Source organism: Sphingomonas montanisoli (genome assembly GCF_008274695.1).
Taxonomy (GTDB): domain Bacteria; phylum Pseudomonadota; class Alphaproteobacteria; order Sphingomonadales; family Sphingomonadaceae; genus Rhizorhabdus; species Rhizorhabdus montanisoli.
On record NZ_VTOU01000003.1, the window covers coordinates 466835 to 485928 of the forward strand.

The 19094-nt window shown below is 64.0% G+C and carries 19 protein-coding genes; 10 read left to right on the forward strand and 9 right to left on the reverse strand.

Annotation, left to right across the window (positions count from 1 at the left end):
- Positions 1-83: 83 nt before the first annotated feature.
- A complete protein-coding gene (locus tag FYJ91_RS13480; protein WP_149522789.1) occupies positions 84-524 on the forward strand; it encodes a GNAT family N-acetyltransferase in 441 nt (146 codons plus the stop codon).
- Positions 521-1108, forward strand: coding sequence for a methionine biosynthesis protein MetW (gene metW, locus FYJ91_RS13485; RefSeq protein WP_149522790.1), 588 nt, complete (start codon positions 521-523; stop codon positions 1106-1108). Before FYJ91_RS13480 ends, metW begins: the two co-directional genes overlap by 4 nt.
- 43 nt (positions 1109-1151) lie before the next feature.
- On the opposite strand, the gene rpoD is transcribed toward metW, so the two are convergent.
- The 4 genes from rpoD to FYJ91_RS13505 form a co-directional block, all read right to left on the reverse strand.
- A complete protein-coding gene (gene rpoD / locus FYJ91_RS13490; RefSeq protein WP_149522791.1) occupies positions 1152-3182 on the reverse strand; it encodes an RNA polymerase sigma factor RpoD in 2031 nt (676 codons plus the stop codon).
- Positions 3183-3190: 8 nt separating this feature from the next.
- Complete coding sequence (gene dnaG / locus FYJ91_RS13495; protein ID WP_149522792.1) at positions 3191-5002, reverse strand: DNA primase; 1812 nt, start codon at positions 5000-5002, stop codon at positions 3191-3193.
- A gap of 2 nt (positions 5003-5004) precedes the next feature.
- Positions 5005-5385, reverse strand: coding sequence for a GIY-YIG nuclease family protein (locus FYJ91_RS13500; RefSeq protein ID WP_149522793.1), 381 nt, complete (start codon positions 5383-5385; stop codon positions 5005-5007).
- A 140-nt stretch (positions 5386-5525) separates the two neighbouring features.
- Complete coding sequence (locus tag FYJ91_RS13505; RefSeq protein ID WP_149522794.1) at positions 5526-5978, reverse strand: GatB/YqeY domain-containing protein; 453 nt, start codon at positions 5976-5978, stop codon at positions 5526-5528.
- A 137-nt stretch (positions 5979-6115) separates the two neighbouring features.
- On the opposite strand from FYJ91_RS13505, the gene carA reads away from it, so the two are divergent.
- From carA to FYJ91_RS13525, 4 genes are all read left to right on the forward strand, one after another.
- On the forward strand, positions 6116-7294 hold the full coding sequence (gene carA, locus FYJ91_RS13510; RefSeq protein WP_149522795.1) for a glutamine-hydrolyzing carbamoyl-phosphate synthase small subunit: 1179 nt from the start codon (positions 6116-6118) through the stop codon (positions 7292-7294).
- 3 nt (positions 7295-7297) lie between these two features.
- The gene (gene carB, locus FYJ91_RS13515; RefSeq protein ID WP_149522796.1) at positions 7298-10648 is read left to right on the forward strand and encodes a carbamoyl-phosphate synthase large subunit; all 3351 of its coding nucleotides are present in this window, start codon (positions 7298-7300) and stop codon (positions 10646-10648) included.
- Positions 10649-10730: 82 nt separating this feature from the next.
- Positions 10731-11207 (forward strand): transcription elongation factor GreA, encoded by a 477-nt coding sequence (greA, locus tag FYJ91_RS13520; protein ID WP_149522797.1) that lies wholly within the window; start codon positions 10731-10733, stop codon positions 11205-11207.
- 34 nt (positions 11208-11241) lie between these two features.
- Positions 11242-11868, forward strand: a complete 627-nt coding sequence (locus FYJ91_RS13525) for a rhomboid family intramembrane serine protease (protein WP_149522798.1) — start codon at positions 11242-11244, stop codon at positions 11866-11868.
- A gap of 106 nt (positions 11869-11974) precedes the next feature.
- On the opposite strand, the gene FYJ91_RS13530 is transcribed toward FYJ91_RS13525, so the two are convergent.
- The 5 genes from FYJ91_RS13530 to FYJ91_RS13550 form a co-directional block, all read right to left on the reverse strand.
- Positions 11975-12190, reverse strand: coding sequence for a DUF4170 domain-containing protein (locus tag FYJ91_RS13530; protein ID WP_149522799.1), 216 nt, complete (start codon positions 12188-12190; stop codon positions 11975-11977).
- Between the two features lie 45 nt (positions 12191-12235).
- Positions 12236-12835 carry an MlaC/ttg2D family ABC transporter substrate-binding protein gene (locus FYJ91_RS13535; RefSeq protein WP_149522800.1) on the reverse strand — a complete coding sequence of 200 codons (600 nt, stop codon included), beginning with the start codon at positions 12833-12835 and terminating at the stop codon, positions 12236-12238.
- 81 nt (positions 12836-12916) lie between these two features.
- Complete coding sequence (locus FYJ91_RS13540; RefSeq protein WP_149522801.1) at positions 12917-13330, reverse strand: hypothetical protein; 414 nt, start codon at positions 13328-13330, stop codon at positions 12917-12919.
- Complete coding sequence (locus tag FYJ91_RS13545; RefSeq protein ID WP_149522802.1) at positions 13327-14070, reverse strand: phage holin family protein; 744 nt, start codon at positions 14068-14070, stop codon at positions 13327-13329. The genes FYJ91_RS13540 and FYJ91_RS13545 overlap by 4 nt, the downstream gene beginning before the upstream one ends.
- Before the next feature lie 2 nt (positions 14071-14072).
- Positions 14073-14561, reverse strand: coding sequence for a hypothetical protein (locus FYJ91_RS13550; RefSeq protein ID WP_149522803.1), 489 nt, complete (start codon positions 14559-14561; stop codon positions 14073-14075).
- Between the two features lie 164 nt (positions 14562-14725).
- On the opposite strand from FYJ91_RS13550, the gene eno reads away from it, so the two are divergent.
- The 4 genes from eno (at position 14726) to FYJ91_RS13570 (ending at position 19080) form a co-directional block, all read left to right on the forward strand.
- Positions 14726-16006, forward strand: a complete 1281-nt coding sequence (eno, locus tag FYJ91_RS13555) for a phosphopyruvate hydratase (RefSeq protein ID WP_149522804.1) — start codon at positions 14726-14728, stop codon at positions 16004-16006.
- Between the two features lie 144 nt (positions 16007-16150).
- The gene (locus FYJ91_RS13560) at positions 16151-16435 is read left to right on the forward strand and encodes an FtsB family cell division protein (RefSeq protein ID WP_246152623.1); all 285 of its coding nucleotides are present in this window, start codon (positions 16151-16153) and stop codon (positions 16433-16435) included.
- A 109-nt stretch (positions 16436-16544) separates the two neighbouring features.
- Positions 16545-17648, forward strand: a complete 1104-nt coding sequence (gene pdhA / locus FYJ91_RS13565) for a pyruvate dehydrogenase (acetyl-transferring) E1 component subunit alpha (RefSeq protein ID WP_149522806.1) — start codon at positions 16545-16547, stop codon at positions 17646-17648.
- 1 nt (position 17649) lies between these two features.
- Positions 17650-19080 carry a pyruvate dehydrogenase complex E1 component subunit beta gene (locus FYJ91_RS13570; RefSeq protein ID WP_149522807.1) on the forward strand — a complete coding sequence of 477 codons (1431 nt, stop codon included), beginning with the start codon at positions 17650-17652 and terminating at the stop codon, positions 19078-19080.
- Positions 19081-19094 lie beyond the last annotated feature (14 nt).

A 19094-nucleotide genomic window follows, 5' to 3' on the forward strand; every position in this document is an offset into this window, starting at 1 on the left:
AGCGCAGTCGAGACACGCTGGCTGGGCGCGCGGGGCAGTGTCTCGACTGCGCTCGACACGAACGGGACGAAGAGGGCCGGCGAATGAGCGAGAACATCCTGCTCTCCGACGATCCCGCGCGGCTCCAGTTCGACCGGATTCATGCGTGGCTCGCATCGAGCTACTGGTCGCCGGGGATCGAGCGCGAATTGGTCGAAAAGGCGGCGGCGGGATCGCACTGCCTGGGGGCCTATCGCGGCGTCGAACAGATCGGATATGCTCGCATGGTCACCGATCGCGCGACCTTCGGCTGGATCGCCGACGTATGGATCGACGAGGCCGAGCGCGGAAAGGGTCTGGGCCGGCATATGGTCCGTTGGTTCGTCGAGCATCCCGACTATGCCGACCTGCGCCGCATAGGTCTCGTCACCAAGGACGCGCACGGCGTCTATGAGGCGTTGGGCTTCCACGCGCCGATCCGGCCGCAAAATTATATGGAACGGCTTTCGCCCGATTTCGCAGCGTCGCTGAGGGAGCCGACATGAGCCTGCGTCCCGACCTTGCGATCATCGCGAACAATGTCGCGAGCGGATCGCGCGTGCTCGATATCGGTTGCGGCGACGGCGAGCTGATGGCGGTGCTGCGCGACGCGAAGGGATGCGACGCGCGCGGGATCGAGATCGACGGCGCGAACGTCAGCGCCGCGGTCGCGCGCGGCCTGTCGGTGATCCAGGGCGACGCCGATACCGACCTGATCAACTATCCCGACGACACCTATGATTATGCGATCCTGAGCCAGACGCTGCAGACCGCACGCTCGCCCGACCGGGTGCTGGACGACCTGCTGCGCATCGGCCGCCGCGCCTTCGTATCCTTCCCCAATTTCGCTTATTGGCGGGTGCGCTGGTCGCTGATGTGGAGCGGACGGATGCCGGTAACGGCGGCCTTGCCGGTCAGCTGGTACGAGACCGAGAATATCCACCAGCTCACGATCGAGGACTTCCGCGCCTTCGTCGCCGAACGCGGGATCACCGTGGAGAATGCGTGGTTCCTGAGTGGCGATCGTCGTCGCGGTGCGGCCGCCGCGAACCTGCGCGCCGAACAGGCGGTGTTCCTGCTGCGGCGCTGACCAGCACTACAACGAAAAAGCCCCGCCGAAGCGGGGCTTAGACTTACTGATCCAGGAAAGACCGCATCTTGCGGCTGCGGCTCGGATGCTTGAGCTTGCGGAGCGCCTTCGCCTCGATCTGGCGGATGCGTTCGCGGGTCACGCTGAACTGCTGGCCGACTTCCTCGAGCGTATGATCGGTGTTCATGCCGATGCCGAAGCGCATGCGCAGCACGCGCTCCTCACGCGGGGTGAGGCTCGCCAGGACGCGGGTAACCGTTTCCTTGAGGTTCGCCTGGATCGCCGCGTCGACCGGGATGATCGCGTTCTTGTCCTCGATGAAATCACCCAGGTGCGAATCCTCTTCGTCGCCGATGGGCGTTTCGAGGGAGATTGGCTCCTTGGCGATCTTCATCACCTTGCGGACCTTTTCGAGCGGCATAGACAGCCGCTCGGCCAGTTCCTCGGGCGTCGGCTCACGGCCAATTTCGTGGAGGATCTGACGCGAGGTACGCACCAGCTTGTTGATAGTCTCGATCATGTGGACCGGGATGCGGATCGTGCGCGCCTGATCGGCGATCGAGCGCGTGATCGCCTGACGGATCCACCAGGTTGCGTAGGTCGAGAATTTGTAGCCGCGGCGATATTCGAACTTATCGACCGCCTTCATCAGGCCGATATTGCCTTCCTGGATGAGGTCGAGGAACTGCAGGCCGCGGTTCGTATATTTCTTCGCGATCGAGATCACGAGGCGCAGGTTGGCTTCGACCATTTCCTTCTTGGCGATGCGCGCCTCGCGCTCGCCCTTCTGGACCATGTTGACGATGCGACGGAACTCGACCAGCGCCATGCCGGTCGCCTGGCCGATTTCGGCGATCTCACCGCGAATCCGTTCGACCGCGTCGACCTCGTTCGTCGCGAACGCCGCCCACTTCTTGTCGATGCCGGCGACCTTCTCGAGCCAGCCTTCTTCCATCTCGTGGTTGATGTAGCGATCGAGGAAGTCCTTGCGCGGTACCTTGTGGCGCTCGGCCAGGCGCAGCATCTGGCCGCCCAAAGTCGTCAGGCGACGGTTGAACGAATAAAGCTGGTCAACGAGATATTCGATCTTCGCGCCATGGAACTGGACGCTCTCGACCTCGGCGGTGAGCTGCTCGCGCAGTTCCTGATAACGCTCCTCTTCACGCGCCGCGAAGTCGTTGCCGACACCCAGCGCATTGAGGCGGGCTTCCTGCACCGCGGAGAACGTCTTGTAGAGATCGGTGATGGTCGCGAACTTTTCGAGCGCGAGCGGCTTGAGCTGCTCTTCCATCTGCGCGAGGCTGAGGGTGTTGTCCTCCTCCTCGTCATCCGACGGACGCGGCGCGCGGCGCTCGGTCATCGAATCCTCGTCGTCGCCTTCGGGCGCCGCCTCTTCCTCGGGCTCTTCTTCTTCCTTGAAGCTGGGGCCGGCCGTTTCGGCGGAGATTTCTCCGCCCTCTTCCGCACCCTCGACCTGTTCGGCCGTCGGGCCCTTCGAGAGCATCGCATCGAGATCGAGGATCTCGCGCAACTGCATCGTGCCTTCGTTGAGCTGGGTCGACCAGTCGATGATCGCGTTGAACGTGATCGGCGATTCGCACAGGCCCAGGATCATCGTGTCGCGACCGGCCTCGATCCGCTTGGCGATCGCGATTTCGCCTTCGCGCGACAGGAGCTCCACCGCCCCCATCTCGCGCAGGTACATGCGGACGGGATCGTCGGTGCGATCGACCGTTTCCTTCTTGGTGACGTTGGTCAGCGTCGGGGCGGTCTCGCCCTCCTCGGACGCGGCGGCCTCATCGGCGCTGTCGTCCTCGGGCTCGGCATCCTCGCCCGCATCCTCGTTCTCGACGATGTTGACGCCCATTTCGTTGAGCGCGGACATGACGTCTTCGAGCTGATCCGAGGACATCTGGTCCTGCGGAAGCGCTTCGTTGAGCTGGTCGTAGGTGATGTAGCCCTTGCGCTTGGCCCGCGCGATGAGCTTCTTGAGCGAGGCTTCGTTGAGGTCGATCAGGGGCGCATCGCCACTCTCGTTACGCTCAGCCGCTTCGCTACCGTTCGATTTCGCCATCTAAATACCTAGCCCTCAGCGGAGATACCGCTAATTTTGTACCCGCGCTCCCTTAGCTCCGCTTCGGCGAGACGCAATGTTTTCAGGGCCGATTCTACCGCTTGGTAGTCGGCCTCCGATAAATCTGCAACCAGCTGCGCTTCCAGCCGGTTCCACTCTTCCCTTATCGCCTGTCCCCGGCTCAGCTGCTCGATCATGCCCGAAAGCTGCATCGATGCATCCTCGCTGGGCGTACCCGGCTTCAGAAACGAATATGGCAGCTCTGCCTGAATGCCTCGCCGTTGCCGCGCCGTCAGCTTCAACGAGTCCAATATGGACTCCATCGCGTCGCTATCAAGACCCGGGCGAGTAATTGCCGCGTTGAAAATGGCCCGATGCCAATTCGAGAGTTCCTTGTCTTCGATCTCGAGCTGCGCGATTTCCTCGGCATGTTTGCCGATCAATTGCGGCTGGCGAGACAATCCGATCAACAATGCTCGCATGAACATCTCAGGCAACGGGGTCTGTTCGGTCGCTTTCGTGCGAAGGGTCGCATTCGCGATCGCCACACGTTCCTGCTTCTTCCACCCGAATTGCTCGTAGAACATGTCGCGGAAGGCCCGCTTATATTCGGCGGCGATGATCTGGTTCGGGCATGTCGCCGCGAACTCGTCCAGCTTGAACCGGAGGTTCGCCCTGTCGTCCGGATTGGCGCTGTCGATGTCGGCAGCCTCGGCATCCCACACGATGTCGATGATCGAGCGGGGGCGCGCCAGATAGGCCTCGAAAGCATCACGGCCATTGGCTTTCAGAAAGTCGTCCGGGTCCTGCCCGCCCGGCAGCGTGATGAAACCCAGTGACTTGCCCGGCTGCAAGATCGGAAACGCCCGCTGGGCCGCGCGCAGCGCCGCCTTCTGCCCCGCCTTGTCGCCGTCGAAGCACAGGATCGGCGCGTCGGCGAGGCGCCACAGTCGCTCCATCTGCCCTTCGGTCAGCGCGGTGCCGAGCGGGGCGACGGCCTCGTCGATGCCCGCCTTCGCCAGCGCGATCACGTCCATATAGCCTTCGACCACGATGATCCGGTCGGCCTTGCGCGATGCGGGTCCTGCGCGATCGATGTTGAAGAGGCTGCGCCCCTTGTCGAACAGCGGCGTTTCCGGGCTGTTGAGATATTTGGGCTCGCCGGTGTCGAGGATGCGCCCGCCGAATGCGATCGTGCGCCCGCGCTGATCGCGGATCGGGATCATCACGCGACCACGGAAGCGATCGTAAGGCTCCTTGCCCTCGACCTGGATCAGCATCCCGGTCTCGACCAGCGGGCCGTCACCATATTGCTTGAGCGCGGCCTTGAGCTTGCCGCGGGAATCGGGCGCGAAGCCTATGCCGAACGCCTTCTGCAGCGCCTCGTCGATCCCGCGCCGCTTGAGATAGGCGCGCGCCTCGGCACCTTCGATACCGCCCAGTTGATCGACGAACCAGCGTTCGGCGGCGCCGGTGACCTCGTGCAGCCCCAGCTCGCGTTCGTGCCGTTCGGCGGCGCGCGGATCGGGCGCGGGCATCTCCATGCCGGCGGCGGCGGCGAGTTCCTTGACCGCATCGATGAAGGGCAACCCCTGCGATTCGGTCAGGAAACGGATCGCATCGCCATGCGCCGAACAGCCGAAACAGTGATAGAAGCCCTTGTCGTCGTTGACGTAGAAGCTCGGCGACTTCTCGTTATGGAACGGGCAGCAGGCCTTATATTCGCGCCCGGCCTTGGTGAGTTTTACGGATTTGCCGATGAGGGTCGACAGCGTCGTGCGGGCGCGGATTTCATCGAGGAACTGGGGGGAGAGGGACATGCTTACTCCCCCAACGGTGTCTCGACTTCGCTCGACACGAACGGAGTTGGGTTGCGGCGGCTCTCTTCCACCCCGTTCGTGTCGAGCGAAGTCGAGACACGTTCACGCGGGGGCCGTGCGAAAAACGATACTCGCTGCCAATCGCCAGCAAAGAGCGCTTCCTTCTTGGCACGCGACCAGCCCTTGATCCGCAGCTCGGAATCGAGCGCTTCGTACCGGCTCGGGAAATCCTGCGCCCACATCAGCTTGACGGGCCGTCGGCGGCTGGTGAATTCGCAGTAACCCCCGTGCATATGCTCACCGATCCGGCGGTCGAGATCGTCAGTGTGCCCAGTATAGTAGAGGCCATCAACACAGCGCAGGATATATGCCCAGAAAGCCATATGCCTTTGTCTGATAAACCCCCGTTCGTGTCGAGCGAAGTCGAGACACGCTGGCCGGCATTGTGAACGTGTCTCGACTTCGCTCGACACGAGCGGGGTGGGGAGGCGGGCAGAGGCGTAGAAACCTCCGCGTCCTCCACTTACCCCAACCGCGCCTTCACCAGCCCACTGGCCTTGGCCATGTCCATCTGGCCCGCATGACGCTCCTTGAGCGCGGCCATCACCTTGCCCATGTCCTTGACGCTCGACGCGCCGAGTTCGGTCGCGATCGCGTCGATCGCGGCCTTGGCTTCGTCCTCGGACATCTGGGCGGGGAGGAAGCGTTCGATCACAGCCACCTCGGCCGCTTCGGCGTCGGCGAGTTCCTGGCGGCCGCCCTTTTCGAACATCTCGATCGATTCGCGGCGCTGCTTGATCATCTTCTGCAGCACTTCGGTGACAAGCAGATCGTCGTCGGGCTGCGTCGTGGCGGTGCGCAGTTCGATGTCGCGATTCTTGATCGCCGACTGGATCAGGCGGATCGCGGCCGTCGTGGTCGCCTCGCGCGCCTTCATAGCGACGACGAGCGCCGTCTTGATATCGTCTCGAATCATGGGGATGCCTGTTCAGGATCGTAAAGCGGGACTGCTAGCACGTTCGGCCGCATTTTAATAGAATTGACCCGCCCCCATCCCCCACCTAGTTACGCCGCCGTTTGCCCACCCGCCGACCCCAACAAAAGGAGCCCAAAGTGGCCGAAACCGATAGCGCGCGTCTGACACCACCCAAGGGTGCCACCGGCGTATTGGTTTTGGGCGACGGCACCGTCATCTGGGGCCGCGGCTTCGGGGCCGAAGGCGATGCGGTGGGCGAGGTATGCTTCAACACCGCAATGACCGGCTATCAGGAGGTCATGACCGACCCGAGCTATGCCGGGCAGATCATCGCCTTCACCTTCCCGCATATCGGCAATGTCGGCACCAACCCCGAGGATATCGAGGCGATCAACCCCCACGCGCTGGGCATGATCGTGCGCGAGGACGTGACCGCTCCGGCCAACTTCCGCAACACCCAGCATCTCGACGCCTGGCTCAAGCATAATGGCCGCATCGGCATTTCGGGGGTCGACACCCGCGCGCTGACCCGCGCGATCCGCATCGGCGGCGCGCCCAACGGCGTGATCGCGCATAATGCCAAGGGCGAGTTCGACGTCGCCGCGCTGATCGAGAAGGCCAAGAGCTGGCCCGGCCTCGAAGGCATGGATCTGGCGAAGGACGTGTCGGCGACGCAAAGCTATCAATGGCGCGACGGCCTCTGGACGCTGGGCCAGGGCTATGATGTCGACGCGGCGGGGCCGGATGCGCCGCATGTCGTCGCGATTGACTATGGTCTGAAGCGCAACATCCTGCGCAACCTCGTCGCCGCCGGCGCGCGGGTGACGGTGGTCCCCGCGACCGCGACCTTCGACGAGGTGATGGCGCACAATCCCGACGGCGTGTTCCTGTCGAACGGCCCCGGCGATCCCGCCGCGACCGGCGAATATGCGGTGCCGGTGATCAAGAAGCTGCTCGAGGTCGGCAAGCCGATCTTCGGCATTTGTCTCGGCCACCAGATGCTCGGCCTCGCCGTGGGCGCGCGCACCTTCAAGATGCACCAGGGCCATCGCGGCGCGAACCACCCGGTCAAGCGCACCGATGACGGCCGGGTCGAGATCACCTCGATGAACCACGGTTTCGCGGTCGACACCGACAGCCTGCCTGCAAACGCCGAGGCGACCCACATCTCGCTGTTCGACGGATCGCTCGCGGGCCTGCGCCTTACCGACAAGCCCGCCTTCAGCGTCCAATACCACCCCGAAGCCAGCCCCGGCCCGCAGGACAGCCACTATCTGTTCGAGCAATTCGTGGGTCAGTTGAAGAAGACAGCTTAAGATATGCCCAAACGCACCGACATCTCCTCCATCCTCATCATCGGTGCCGGTCCGATCGTCATCGGGCAGGCGTGCGAGTTCGATTATTCGGGGACGCAAGCGTGCAAAGCGCTGCGCGAGGAGGGCTATCGCATCGTCCTCGTCAATTCGAACCCCGCGACGATCATGACCGATCCGGACATGGCCGACGCGACCTATGTCGAGCCGATCACGCCCGAGATCGTCGCCAGGATCATCGAGAAGGAGCGGGAGCTTCATCCTGACGAGGTCATGGCCGTCCTGCCGACGATGGGCGGGCAGACCGCGCTGAACACCGCGCTGGCGCTGTTCAACGACGGCACGCTGGAAAAGTACGGCGTCATCATGATCGGCGCCGATGCCGAGGCGATCGACAAGGCCGAGGACCGGATGAAGTTCCGGCAGGCGATGGACAAGATCGGCCTCGAAAGCCCACGTTCCGAAGCCGCGCACAGCATCGACGAGGCGCTGCGCGCGCTCGACTATGTCGGCCTGCCCGCCATCATCCGCCCCAGCTTCACCATGGGCGGCACCGGCGGCGGCATCGCGTATAACAAGGACGAGTTCATCCGCATCGTGACCGGCGGTCTCGATGCGTCCCCCACCACCGAAGTGCTGATCGAGGAATCGGTGCTGGGGTGGAAGGAATATGAGATGGAGGTCGTCCGCGATCGGAACGACAACTGCATCATCATCTGTTCGATCGAGAATGTCGATCCGATGGGCGTCCACACGGGCGACTCGATCACCGTCGCGCCGGCGCTGACGCTGACCGACAAGGAATATCAGATCATGCGCAACGCGAGCATCGCGGTGCTGCGCGAGATCGGGGTCGAGACGGGCGGTTCGAACGTCCAGTTCGCGGTGAACCCCGCCGATGGTCGTCTGGTCGTGATCGAGATGAACCCGCGCGTGTCGCGCTCGTCGGCGCTCGCCTCCAAGGCGACCGGCTTCCCGATCGCCAGCGTCGCCGCCAAGCTCGCGGTCGGCTATACGCTCGACGAGATCATGAACGACATCACCGGCGCGACGCCGGCGTCATTCGAGCCGACCATCGATTACGTGGTCACCAAGATCCCGCGCTTCGCGTTCGAAAAGTTCAAGGGCGCCGAGCCGCTGCTGTCGACCGCGATGAAGTCGGTCGGCGAGACGATGGCGATCGGCCGCAATATCCACGAATCGATGCAGAAGGCACTGCGCGGTCTGGAAACCGGCCTGGTCGGTTTCAATGTGATCGACGAATTGAGGGGCGCGCCCAAGGCCCGCATCGAGGCCGAACTGGCGCGTGCGACCCCCGATCGTCTGCTGGTCGCCGCGCAGGCTTTGCGCGAAGGGCTGACCGTCGACGAAATCCACAAGATCGCGAAGTTCGAGCCCTGGTTCCTCGATCGCCTTGCCGAGATCGTCGCGGCCGAGGAAAGCGTATGCCGTGACGGCCTGCCAAACGACGCCGAAGGCTTGCGAAAGCTGAAAGCCATGGGCTTCTCCGACAAGCGGCTCGCCTGGCTGGCGCTGCAGTCGGGCAACCTTGCGGGCAATGCGACCGGGCAGGCGCGCGGCGGCGGCATCGTCCACGATGCGCTGAAGGCCATGACCGGCGGCATTACCGAAAAGGAGGTGCGCGCGCACCGCCACAAGCTGGGCGTGCGCCCGGTCTTCAAGCGGATCGATACCTGCGCGGCCGAGTTCGAAGCCAAGACGCCCTACATGTATTCGACCTATGAAGCGCCCAGCTTCGGCGAGCCCGAGTGCGAGAGCAACCCGACCGATCGCGAGAAGATCGTGATCCTGGGCGGCGGACCCAACCGGATCGGCCAGGGGATCGAGTTCGACTATTGCTGCGTCCACGCCTGCTTCGCGCTGGCCGAGGCGGGCTATGAGACGATAATGGTCAACTGCAACCCGGAGACCGTCTCGACCGATTACGACACGTCGGACCGCCTCTATTTCGAGCCGCTGACCGCCGAAGATGTGCTGGAGATCCTGCATGTCGAGATGTCCAACGGCACGCTGAAGGGCGTCATCGTCCAGTTCGGCGGGCAGACCCCGCTCAAGCTCGCGCAGGAGCTGGAGGATGCGGGCATCCCGATCCTGGGCACCTCGCCCGACGCGATCGACCTGGCCGAGGATCGCGAGCGTTTCGCCGCGCTCGTTTCCGATCTGGGCCTCAACCAGCCGCGCAACGGCCTGGCACGCAGCCGGGAAGAGGCGCTCGCCGTCGCCGAGCGGGTCGGCTATCCCGTCCTCATGCGCCCGTCCTACGTTCTGGGCGGCCGCGCGATGGAGATCGTCGAGGATCCCGCGCAGCTCGAGCAATATATCACCACCGCGGTGCAGGTGTCGGGCGACAGCCCGGTCCTGATCGATCAATATTTGCGGGACGCGATCGAGGTCGATCTCGATGCGATCTGCGACGGCGATGATGTCGTGATCGCAGGCGTGATGCAGCATATCGAGGAAGCGGGCGTCCATTCGGGCGACAGCGCATGCACCCTGCCCCCCTATTCGCTGCCCAAGGACATCATCGACGAGATCAAGCGTCAGGCCGATGCATTGGCCCGCGCGCTGATGGTCCGCGGCCTGATGAACGTCCAGTTCGCCGTGAAGGACGGCACGGTCTATCTGATCGAGGTCAACCCGCGCGCCAGCCGCACCGTGCCCTTCGTCGCCAAGGCGATCGGCATCCCCATCGCCAAGATCGCGGCGCGGGTGATGGCGGGCGAGAAGCTGAAGGCGCTGCCCAAGATCGACATCGACATCAAGCATATCGCGGTCAAGGAAGCGGTGTTCCCCTGGGCGCGCTTCCCCGGCGTCGACCCCGTTCTGTCGCCGGAAATGAAGTCGACCGGCGAGGTCATGGGTATCGACAGCGATTTCGCGACCGCCTTTGCCAAGGCACAACTCGGTGCCTTCACGAAGCTGCCGCTGGCCGGCACCGTGTTCGTCTCGGTCAAGGATGGCGACAAGCCGCAGATCCTGCCCGCTATCGGCAAGCTGCTCGACATGGGCTTCCGCGTGATCGCGACCAGCGGCACCGCCGATTATCTGCAGAATGCGGGTCTCCAGATCGAAAATGTCCTGAAGGTCCAGCAGGGTCGACCCAATATCGTCGACAAGATCAAGGACGGCGATGTCGACCTGATCTTCAACACGACCGAGGGCTGGCAGTCGCTGCAGGACTCGCAGTCGATCCGCACGACGGCGCTCTACGGCAAGGTTCCCTACTTCACGACGGCAGCCGCGTCGGTCGCCGCGGTGGAGGCGATTGCGGCCCTTCGCGAGCGCAAGCTTGAAGTACGGGCGCTCCAATCCTATTATTCTGCCCCTCACGCCTGATCCCCCGCAATTGCAGGAACAGTGTGGGCGGCCCGAAAGGGCCGTCTTGGGACGGGCATTCGGACGAAAGGGTTAAAGGCAAATGGCCAGCGTTGAGAAGTTGCCGATGCTTCAGGAAGGCTATCGCATGCTGACCGATGAGCTCGCGCGTCTCAAAATCGAGCGGCCGCAGATCGTCGATGCGATCGAGGAAGCGCGCGCCCATGGCGACCTTTCGGAAAATGCCGAATATCATGCCGCCAAGGAGCGCCAGGGCCAGATCGAGGCGTCGATTAGCGACATCGAGGATCGGCTGAGCCGCGCGCAGGTGATCGATCCGCGCGACCTTTCGGGCGATCGCATCGTATTTGGTGCGACCGTCACGATGCTCGACGAGGACGACAAGCCGGTAAAGTATCAGATCGTGGGCCAGACCGAGGCGAACGCCAAGGACGGCAAGATCAGCTACAACTCGCCGCTCGGCCGTGCTCTCATCGGCAAGAAGGTCGACGACGATGTCGAAGTGACCGTGCCGTCGGGCGAGCGCTTCTACGTCGTGTCGAAGATCGAGTTCATCTGATCCCCCGGGCCGATGGTTCCCGGTCGGTTCGACCATGAAACTGCCGCCCGCGCGGGCCACCACCCTGATCGCCGCGGCGACGGTCGCCAGCTATTTCATCCTGGCGATCACCGGCCTTTCGCAGACTGCCGACTTCATCGGCGGTTTCATTCCCGCGCGGCTCGGCGGGATCGAGCTGGACGGCGCACTGCCCGTCTGGATCACACCGCTCAGCGCGACATTGCTCCACGCGGGCATCGTCCACCTCGGCTTCAACCTGTTGATCCTGGTCTATTGCGGGCGCGCGACGGAGGCGGCGGTGGGGACGTTCGGCACCTTGCTGCTCTATCTGATCGGCGCTTATGCCGCCGCGCTTGCCCAGTATCTCGCCTCTCCACTCGACATGTCACCGATGGTGGGGGCGAGCGGCGCGATCTCCGCGTTGTTCGGCGCGTATGCGCTGCTGTTCGGCCGCCCGCGCGACAGCAACATGCCGCCGCGCGTCGCTTATGCGCTCAACGTCGTGTGGCTTGCGGTGGCGTGGGTGGGCATCCAGCTGCTGATCGGCTTCGCGATGCCCGGCGCTGGCTTCACCGTGGCGATCTGGGCGCATATCGGCGGCTTCCTCGCCGGCCTTCTGCTCGCGCGACCGCTGCTGTTGTTGCGGTATCGCGGCGCCTGACCGCCAGAAACTCGTCATTGCGAGCGGAGCGAAGCAATCCATTCCGGAGTGCGGAGTGGATTGCTTCGTCGCCTGCGGCTCCTCGCAATGACGAGGAGCGCGGGGTTCAACCGAGGTCCGGCTCCAGCAATTTGTGGAGATGGACGATCACGTACTTCATCTCGGCATCGTCAACGGTGCGCTGGGCAGCGCCCCGCCAGGCATTTTCCGCCGCCTTATAATCGGGGAAGAAGCCGACGACGTCGATCTTCGACAGGTCTTCATAATCGAGCCCGCGCGGATCGGTGACCCGACCGCCAAACACCAGATGCATCTTGCTCATATCAATCTCCTGCGCCTGCAGGGCGATCCTCTTATGGGCGGTGCTTTAGCCGCGTGCCTTCATCATCGCAACGAGCGCGTCGAAGCCTTTGCGCTGGATGATCGCATCGAAATCCTGCGCCTGGGTCATCGCCAGGTTGATGTTGGCGACGGTCAGGTTGGTGACCTTGAACGCACCCCCGACCTGCGCGACCGACCACACGGCGTTGATCGGCTGCGCGCCGGGCTTGGAAACGACCGTCGTGACGTTGAAGCCGCTGCCTGCGGGCGCGGTGCGGATGACCTTCATCGTCGCCTTCGAATAATCATAAAGATTGTCCGAATAGGTGCCGATGATGAACGTGGGGATCGCGGCCTTGTACGCGGCCTTCTGAGCCGGCGTGATCTGATTGGACCAGCGTCGGATCAACCGGTCGCCGATCGCGTCGATCGCGAAATGGGTCGAGAGCAGCTCGCGAAACTTTGTGCGGACGGCCGCCTTATTGCCCGTTTTAAGCACCGCGAAGCTTTCTTCGCCCAGCGTACTGATGAACGTGCCGGCGTCCTTGTTCGCGACGACGGCGGCCGAGGCGGGAGCCGCCATCGGCACGACCAGGCCGGTCGCCAGCATCGCGGCGGTGCCGAGGGAAAGCAGGGTTTTCTTCATTCAAAATCTCCGTGGCCGGGCGGCGCGTGCCGCCCGTTTGATGTGCGGTTAGCTGCCTGGGCGTGAACCCGGCTTGAACCTTTATTTCCTGACGGCGCCGATCGCCGCGCTGCCCGCCGTCTCCGCGACCTTTGCGATCGATTCGATCAGCTTGCCGACCTGCTTGCCCGCCGCATCGGTGCTGAACCCTGCGGCGTCGAGCTCGGCCTTGCCCGCGTCCTTGCCCGCCGTCAGCGCGGCCTTGGCGCGATCGACGATCTCGCCGCCATATTCGCCCAGCAGTTCGCCTTCCTTCTTCGTCTTGGGAAGGAGCGCACCGACCACCGCGCCGACCGCGATCCCGGCCGCCAGCGCGACCACCGGGAAGCTGTCGACGCCTCCGCCGACCTTCGCCTTGGCCGTTTCATAGCCGGCCTTCACCGCGTCGGCCGACTCACTCAATTTCGCACTCGCCAGCGTTGCAGCACGCTCGGCGCTATCCTTGACCTTCGTCATCGACCAGTCTCCTCGGAAGCGGGCGGTTGCGCCGGCGTAACGGCGCCCTCGCCCCTGTAACCAACGGCGCCGGTTCGGGTTGCACCGAGCCTTTGCGCCACCTTGAATGCAAAGCTGCCCAATCGCGGACGGACCACCAGCAGCACCCCGCCGGCTACCCAGAGGATGGTGCGGAAAGGCTGCTGCCGCACCTTGTCGACCGCACGATGAGCCATAGTCTGCGCATGATCGAGCACCTCTTCGGTCACGTCCTCGAGCAACGTGCGCGGATGGAGGCGTGCCTGCGCGTCGCCGATCGCATCGAGAACGGCGGCGCGCGCGGTGCGGCTGCGGGCGCGGGCGCGCTCGATCAGCGGCTCGATCGCGCCCTGCGGCCTTTCATCGCTGTCATCCTCGATCATCGAGACGAGGCGCTTCATGCCCATTTTCGCGCACAATGCCGCCGCGCCCGCGCCGACCAACGCCGCAACCATCGCCCCGCCGAACGGGGTGAGATAGGGCGACAGCGCGAAAGCCAGCGACATCAGCAGCACCACCGCCGCCGCCTGCCCGAGCAGGAGCGCACCGACGATCAGCACGATCGCCAGCTTCGCGCGCGCAACCCGCCGATAAAAATCGATACGGACAAGCGCGATCTCGGCGTCGATCATCGTGCGGATGTCGGCCGTCAGCCGTGTGAAGAGCGCGCGGATCGGCTCGTTGCCGCCGGCGGTCGCTGCTTCGCCTTCCCGATCCGCCAAGATCAACCCTTCGGCTTGGCTTCGGACTCCGACGCCGGCGGATCGAAGGCGGTCGGTTCGGCGACGGGACTTCCGCCCACGCCTTCGCCGCCGGTTTCGGGGAAGCCCGCCTTCACGACCCGCGCGACGGCGAACCCGATCGCGGCGGCCGCTGCGATCGCAATCGCCGGGCTGCTGCGGATCATGCCCTTGGCATCTTCGAACAACTGTTCGGCATCCTTGCCCTTCAGATTGTCCGAAAAGCCCGTCACCGCCTCAGCCGCCTGTCGGACATAGCCCGCATATTGGGCGCCCAGTTTCTCGTCGACGGCATTGGCCGCGTCGCTGATCAGCGTCGCGACATTGTCGAGCGCTTCGGTGGTGCGGTCCTTGCCCTGCACCGTGAATTCCTTGGCCTTTTCGTTGGCCGTGTCTGCGAAGCCCGAAAATGTCGAGCTGAACGCATCCTTCGCGCCATCGAATGCCGATCCGTTGCTGCCTTCAGCCGCCATCTTCGATCTCCCTGCCGGGTGGTTCAAACCATTGTCCAACAAACCATGTGTGGACGATAGCGTTCCCTTTCCAGACCCGAAACGACTTCATATTTGCCTAACGCCCATCCCCCCGATACAGCGCCGCCATCTTCTAGCACAGCCACGAAAGGTTCGCCCCCGAAATGACCGCCATTATCGAGGTTCACGGCCGCCAGATCATCGACAGCCGCGGCAATCCGACCGTCGAGGTCGACGTGCTGCTGGAAGATGGCAGCTTCGGCCGCGCGGCGGTCCCGTCGGGCGCGTCGACCGGCGCCTATGAGGCCGTCGAGAAGCGCGACGGCGGCAAGCTGTGGCTGGGCAAGGGCGTCGCCGACGCGGTCGAGGCCGTGAACGGCGAGATCGCCGAAGCGCTCGTCGGCATGGAGGCCGAAGACCAGTCCGAAGTCGACCTGCGCATGATCGAGCTGGACGGCACCGAGAATAAGAGCCGCCTGGGCGCCAACGCAATCCTGGGCGCGAGCCTGGCGATCGCCCGCGCCGCCGCCGATGCGCGCGGCCTGCCGCTCTATCGCTATGTCGGCGGTGTCCAGGCGCAGGTGCTTCCGGTTCCGATGATGAACATCATCAACGGCGGCGCGCATGCCGACAATCCGATCGACTTCCAGGAATTCATGATCATGCCGGTGGGCGTGGATTCGATCTTCGACGCGGTCCGCTGCGGCTCGGAAATCTTCCACACGCTCAAGAAGGCTCTGCACGAAAAAGGTCTGGCGACTGCGGTCGGCGACGAAGGTGGGTTCGCTCCCAACCTCGCATCCGCGCCCGACGCGCTCGACTTCATCATGTCGTCGATCGAAAAGGCCGGCTATCGCCCGGGCGAGGACGTTGTGCTGGCGCTCGACTGTGCGGCGACCGAGTTCTTCAAGAACGGCGTCTATGATTTCCACGGCGAAGGCGTGAAGCGCTCGCCCGCCGAAATGGCCGATTATCTGGCCGACCTCGCCGCGCGCTATCCGATCGTGTCGATCGAGGACGGCATGTCGGAGGACGATTTCGAAGGCTGGAAGATCCTGACCGACAAGATCGGCGGCAAGGTGCAACTGGTCGGCGACGACCTGTTCGTGACCAACCCGAAGCGCCTGGCGCAGGGTATCAAGGATGGGCTGGCCAACTCGCTGCTCGTCAAGGTCAACCAGATTGGCACGCTGACCGAGACGCTGGAAGCCGTCACGATGGCGCAGCGCGCGGGCTACACCGCCGTCATGTCGCACCGTTCGGGCGAGACCGAGGATTCGACGATCGCCGACCTCGCCGTCGCCACCAACTGCGGCCAGATCAAGACGGGCTCGCTCGCGCGGTCGGATCGGCTCGCCAAGTATAACCAGCTGATTCGCATCGAGGAGCAGCTGGGCCCGGTCGCGACCTATGCCGGCCGCTCGGCGCTGAAGGCGCTCGCCTGACCAAAGCCCCTCCCCGTCGCGCGCGGGGAGGGTTGTTTCGCTGCCGATTCGATGAATCGCGCCGCCGCATCGCCACAAGGGCTTGATGCGGCGGCGATTTCGTGATTCTCCTTTTTGGTGATGAACCGCGCGCCAATCCTTCAAATGGTCAAGACCGCAGCGATCCCCGCGGCGGCGATCCTGATCATCGGCTATTTTGCCAGCGCCGCGCTGATCGGTCCCAACGGGCTGTTCGCGCTGGGCGGCTATCGCACGCAGCTCAAGGACAAGCAGGCGCAGCTCAAGACAGCGCAGGATTATCGCGCGACGCTCCAGCACCGCGCCGAACTGCTCGATCCGCGCCATGTCGATGCCGACTATGGCGACGAGATCGTCCGTCGCACGACGGGTCAGGTGCGCCCTGACGAGGTCATCATTCCCCGCGACTGACGAAAAGTTTGATACCGGTATCACCATTTGGTGATCCGGCCGTTGCGGTAACGCGATCGGCCCGCCTATAAAGCCGGCAAAAATATAGCTCCCGGCAAAGGAACCCGACTTGGCCAAAGCAGCCTCTCCGCGCGCAGCCACTCCCGCGCGCAAAGCTCCCGCCCGAAAAGCGCCCGCCGCCCAGGCTGCGCCGACATCCGCGACCGTGTCCAACCGCGAACGCCCCGCCGATCCGACGCGCTACGAAGCGTCGAAGGCGGAGATGCTCGAATTCTACCGGCAGATGCTCCTCATCCGCCGGTTCGAGGAAAAGGCTGGTCAGCTCTACGGCCTCGGCCTGATCGGCGGCTTCTGCCACCTTTATATCGGGCAGGAGGCGGTCGCCGTCGGCCTGCAGTCTGCGCTCGAAGTCGGCAAGGACTCGGTGATCACCGGCTATCGCGATCACGGCCACATGCTCGCCTACGGCATCGACCCCAAGGTCATTATGGCCGAACTGACCGGCCGCGCCGCCGGTATTTCGAAGGGCAAGGGCGGATCGATGCACATGTTCTCCGTGGAGCATCGCTTCTACGGCGGCCACGGCATCGTGGGCGCGCAGGTCTCGCTGGGCACCGGTCTCGCCTTCAAGCATAAATATGCGGGCGATGGCGGCGTCGCGATGGCCTATTTCGGCGACGGCGCCGCGAACCAGGGCCAGGTGTACGAAAGCTTCAACATGGCCGAGCTGTGGAAGCTGCCGATCATCTTCGTGATCGAGAACAACCAATATGCGATGGGCACGAGCGTCAACCGCGCCTCGTCCGAGGATCAGCTCTATCGCCGCGGCGAAAGCTTCAGAATCCCGGGCATCCAGGTCGACGGCATGGACGTGCTCGCAGTGCGCGGTGCCGCCGAAGAAGCCGTCGCGTGGGTCCGCGCCGGCAAGGGTCCGATCCTGCTCGAGCTCAAAACCTATCGCTATCGCGGCCATTCGATGTCCGATCCTGCCAAATATCGCTCACGCGACGAAGTGCAGGCGGTGCGCGACAAATCCGACCCGATCGACCATCTCAAGAAGGAGCTGGAGGCCGTTGGCGTCACCGAGGACGAGCTGAAGAAGCTCGAAAAGGATATCCGCACGATCGTCGCCGAAGCGGCGGATTTCGCGGAGGAGTCGCCCGAGCCCGAGGCCGGCGAACTCTACACCGACGTGCTGGTGGGAAGCTACTGAGATGCCGATCGAACTGAAAATGCCCGCCCTCTCCCCCACGATGGAGGAGGGCACGCTCGCCAAATGGCTCGTCAAGGAAGGCGACACCGTCAAATCGGGCGACATCCTGGCCGAAATCGAAACCGACAAGGCGACGATGGAATATGAAGCCATCGACGAAGGCACGATCACGTCGATCGCGGTCGCCGAAGGCACCGAGGGCGTGAAGGTCGGCACCGTCATCGCGACGCTGACCGAGGAAGGCGAAGATGCCTCCGCCGCCACGCCGGCGCCGAAGAAGGAAGCGGCCAAGGCCGAGGAACCGAAAGCCGAGGAGCCCAAGGCCGAAAAGGCGGAGGTGCCCGCACCCGAGGGCGGCGCACCCCGGCAGATGGAGACCGGCGCGCGCGATCTGGTCGCAGCGGTTGAGGCGACGAGCGACGATCCCGAGGTCCCGGAAGGCACCGAACTGGTTAAGACCACCGTCCGCGAAGCGCTGCGCGACGCGATGGCCGAGGAGATGCGCGCTGACGGTGACGTCTTCGTGATGGGCGAGGAAGTCGCGCAATATCAGGGCGCCTATAAGGTCACCCAGGGCCTGCTCGACGAGTTCGGCGACAAGCGCGTCATCGACACGCCGATCACCGAATATGGCTTTGCCGGCATCGGTTCGGGCGCGGCGATGGGCGGTCTCAAGCCGATCATCGAATTCATGACGTTCAACTTCGCCATGCAGGCGATCGATCACATCATCAATTCGGCCGCCAAGACCAATTATATGTCGGGCGGCCAGATGCGCTGCCCGATCGTGTTCCGTGGCCCGAACGGCGCCGCCGCCCGCGTGGGCGCGCAGCACAGCCAGAACTATGCCCCCTGGTATGCCGCGGTTCCCGGCCTGATCGTCATCGCCCCCTATTCGGCGGCGGACGCGAAGGGGCTGCTCAAGGCCGCGATCCGGTCGCCCGATCCGGTCGTGTTCCTCGAAAACGAACTGCTCTACGGCCAGAGCTTCGACGTGCCCAAGCTGGATGACTATGTCCTGCCGATCGGCAAGGCGCGCATCGCAAAGGCCGGCACGGACGTCACGATCGTCAGCTATTCGATCGGCGTGGGCCTCGCGCTCGAAGCCGCCAAGCAGCTTGCCGAGGAAGGCATCGACGCCGAGGTTATCGATCTGCGCACGATCCGTCCGCTCGACAAGGCGACCGTGCTCAAGAGCCTGAAGAAGACCAACCGCATGGTCGTGGTCGAGGAAGGCTGGCCCGTCTGTTCGATCGCGTCCGAGTTGATGGCAATCGCGATGGAGGACGGCTTCGACGATCTCGATGCGCCGGTGAAGCGCGTCACCAACGAGGACGTGCCAATGCCTTATGCCGCCAATCTGGAAAAGGCGGCGTTGGTCAACGTTGCCGATGTTGTGGGTGCGGCAAAGTCTGTGTGTTACAAGGGTTAAACCAAACCGGACGA

Bases quoted from the DNA above. Each gene is read 5' to 3' on its own strand.
- FYJ91_RS13550 (WP_149522803.1), bottom strand. From the start codon at position 14,561: ATGGCGGCTGAAGGCAGCAACGGATCGGCATTCGATGGCGCGAAGGAT.
- carB (WP_149522796.1), top strand. From the start codon at position 7,298: ATGCCCAAACGCACCGACATCTCCTCCATCCTCATCATCGGTGCCGGT.
- FYJ91_RS13480 (WP_149522789.1), top strand. From the start codon at position 84: ATGAGCGAGAACATCCTGCTCTCCGACGATCCCGCGCGGCTCCAGTTC.
- FYJ91_RS13570 (WP_149522807.1), top strand. From the start codon at position 17,650: ATGCCGATCGAACTGAAAATGCCCGCCCTCTCCCCCACGATGGAGGAG.
- FYJ91_RS13540 (WP_149522801.1), bottom strand. From the start codon at position 13,330: ATGACGAAGGTCAAGGATAGCGCCGAGCGTGCTGCAACGCTGGCGAGT.
- FYJ91_RS13535 (WP_149522800.1), bottom strand. From the start codon at position 12,835: ATGAAGAAAACCCTGCTTTCCCTCGGCACCGCCGCGATGCTGGCGACC.
- FYJ91_RS13500 (WP_149522793.1), bottom strand. From the start codon at position 5,385: ATGGCTTTCTGGGCATATATCCTGCGCTGTGTTGATGGCCTCTACTAT.
- FYJ91_RS13530 (WP_149522799.1), bottom strand. From the start codon at position 12,190: ATGAGCAAGATGCATCTGGTGTTTGGCGGTCGGGTCACCGATCCGCGC.
- greA (WP_149522797.1), top strand. From the start codon at position 10,731: ATGGCCAGCGTTGAGAAGTTGCCGATGCTTCAGGAAGGCTATCGCATG.
- metW (WP_149522790.1), top strand. From the start codon at position 521: ATGAGCCTGCGTCCCGACCTTGCGATCATCGCGAACAATGTCGCGAGC.
- FYJ91_RS13525 (WP_149522798.1), top strand. From the start codon at position 11,242: ATGAAACTGCCGCCCGCGCGGGCCACCACCCTGATCGCCGCGGCGACG.
- eno (WP_149522804.1), top strand. From the start codon at position 14,726: ATGACCGCCATTATCGAGGTTCACGGCCGCCAGATCATCGACAGCCGC.
- FYJ91_RS13560 (WP_246152623.1), top strand. From the start codon at position 16,151: ATGGTCAAGACCGCAGCGATCCCCGCGGCGGCGATCCTGATCATCGGC.
- dnaG (WP_149522792.1), bottom strand. From the start codon at position 5,002: ATGTCCCTCTCCCCCCAGTTCCTCGATGAAATCCGCGCCCGCACGACG.
- FYJ91_RS13505 (WP_149522794.1), bottom strand. From the start codon at position 5,978: ATGATTCGAGACGATATCAAGACGGCGCTCGTCGTCGCTATGAAGGCG.
- rpoD (WP_149522791.1), bottom strand. From the start codon at position 3,182: ATGGCGAAATCGAACGGTAGCGAAGCGGCTGAGCGTAACGAGAGTGGC.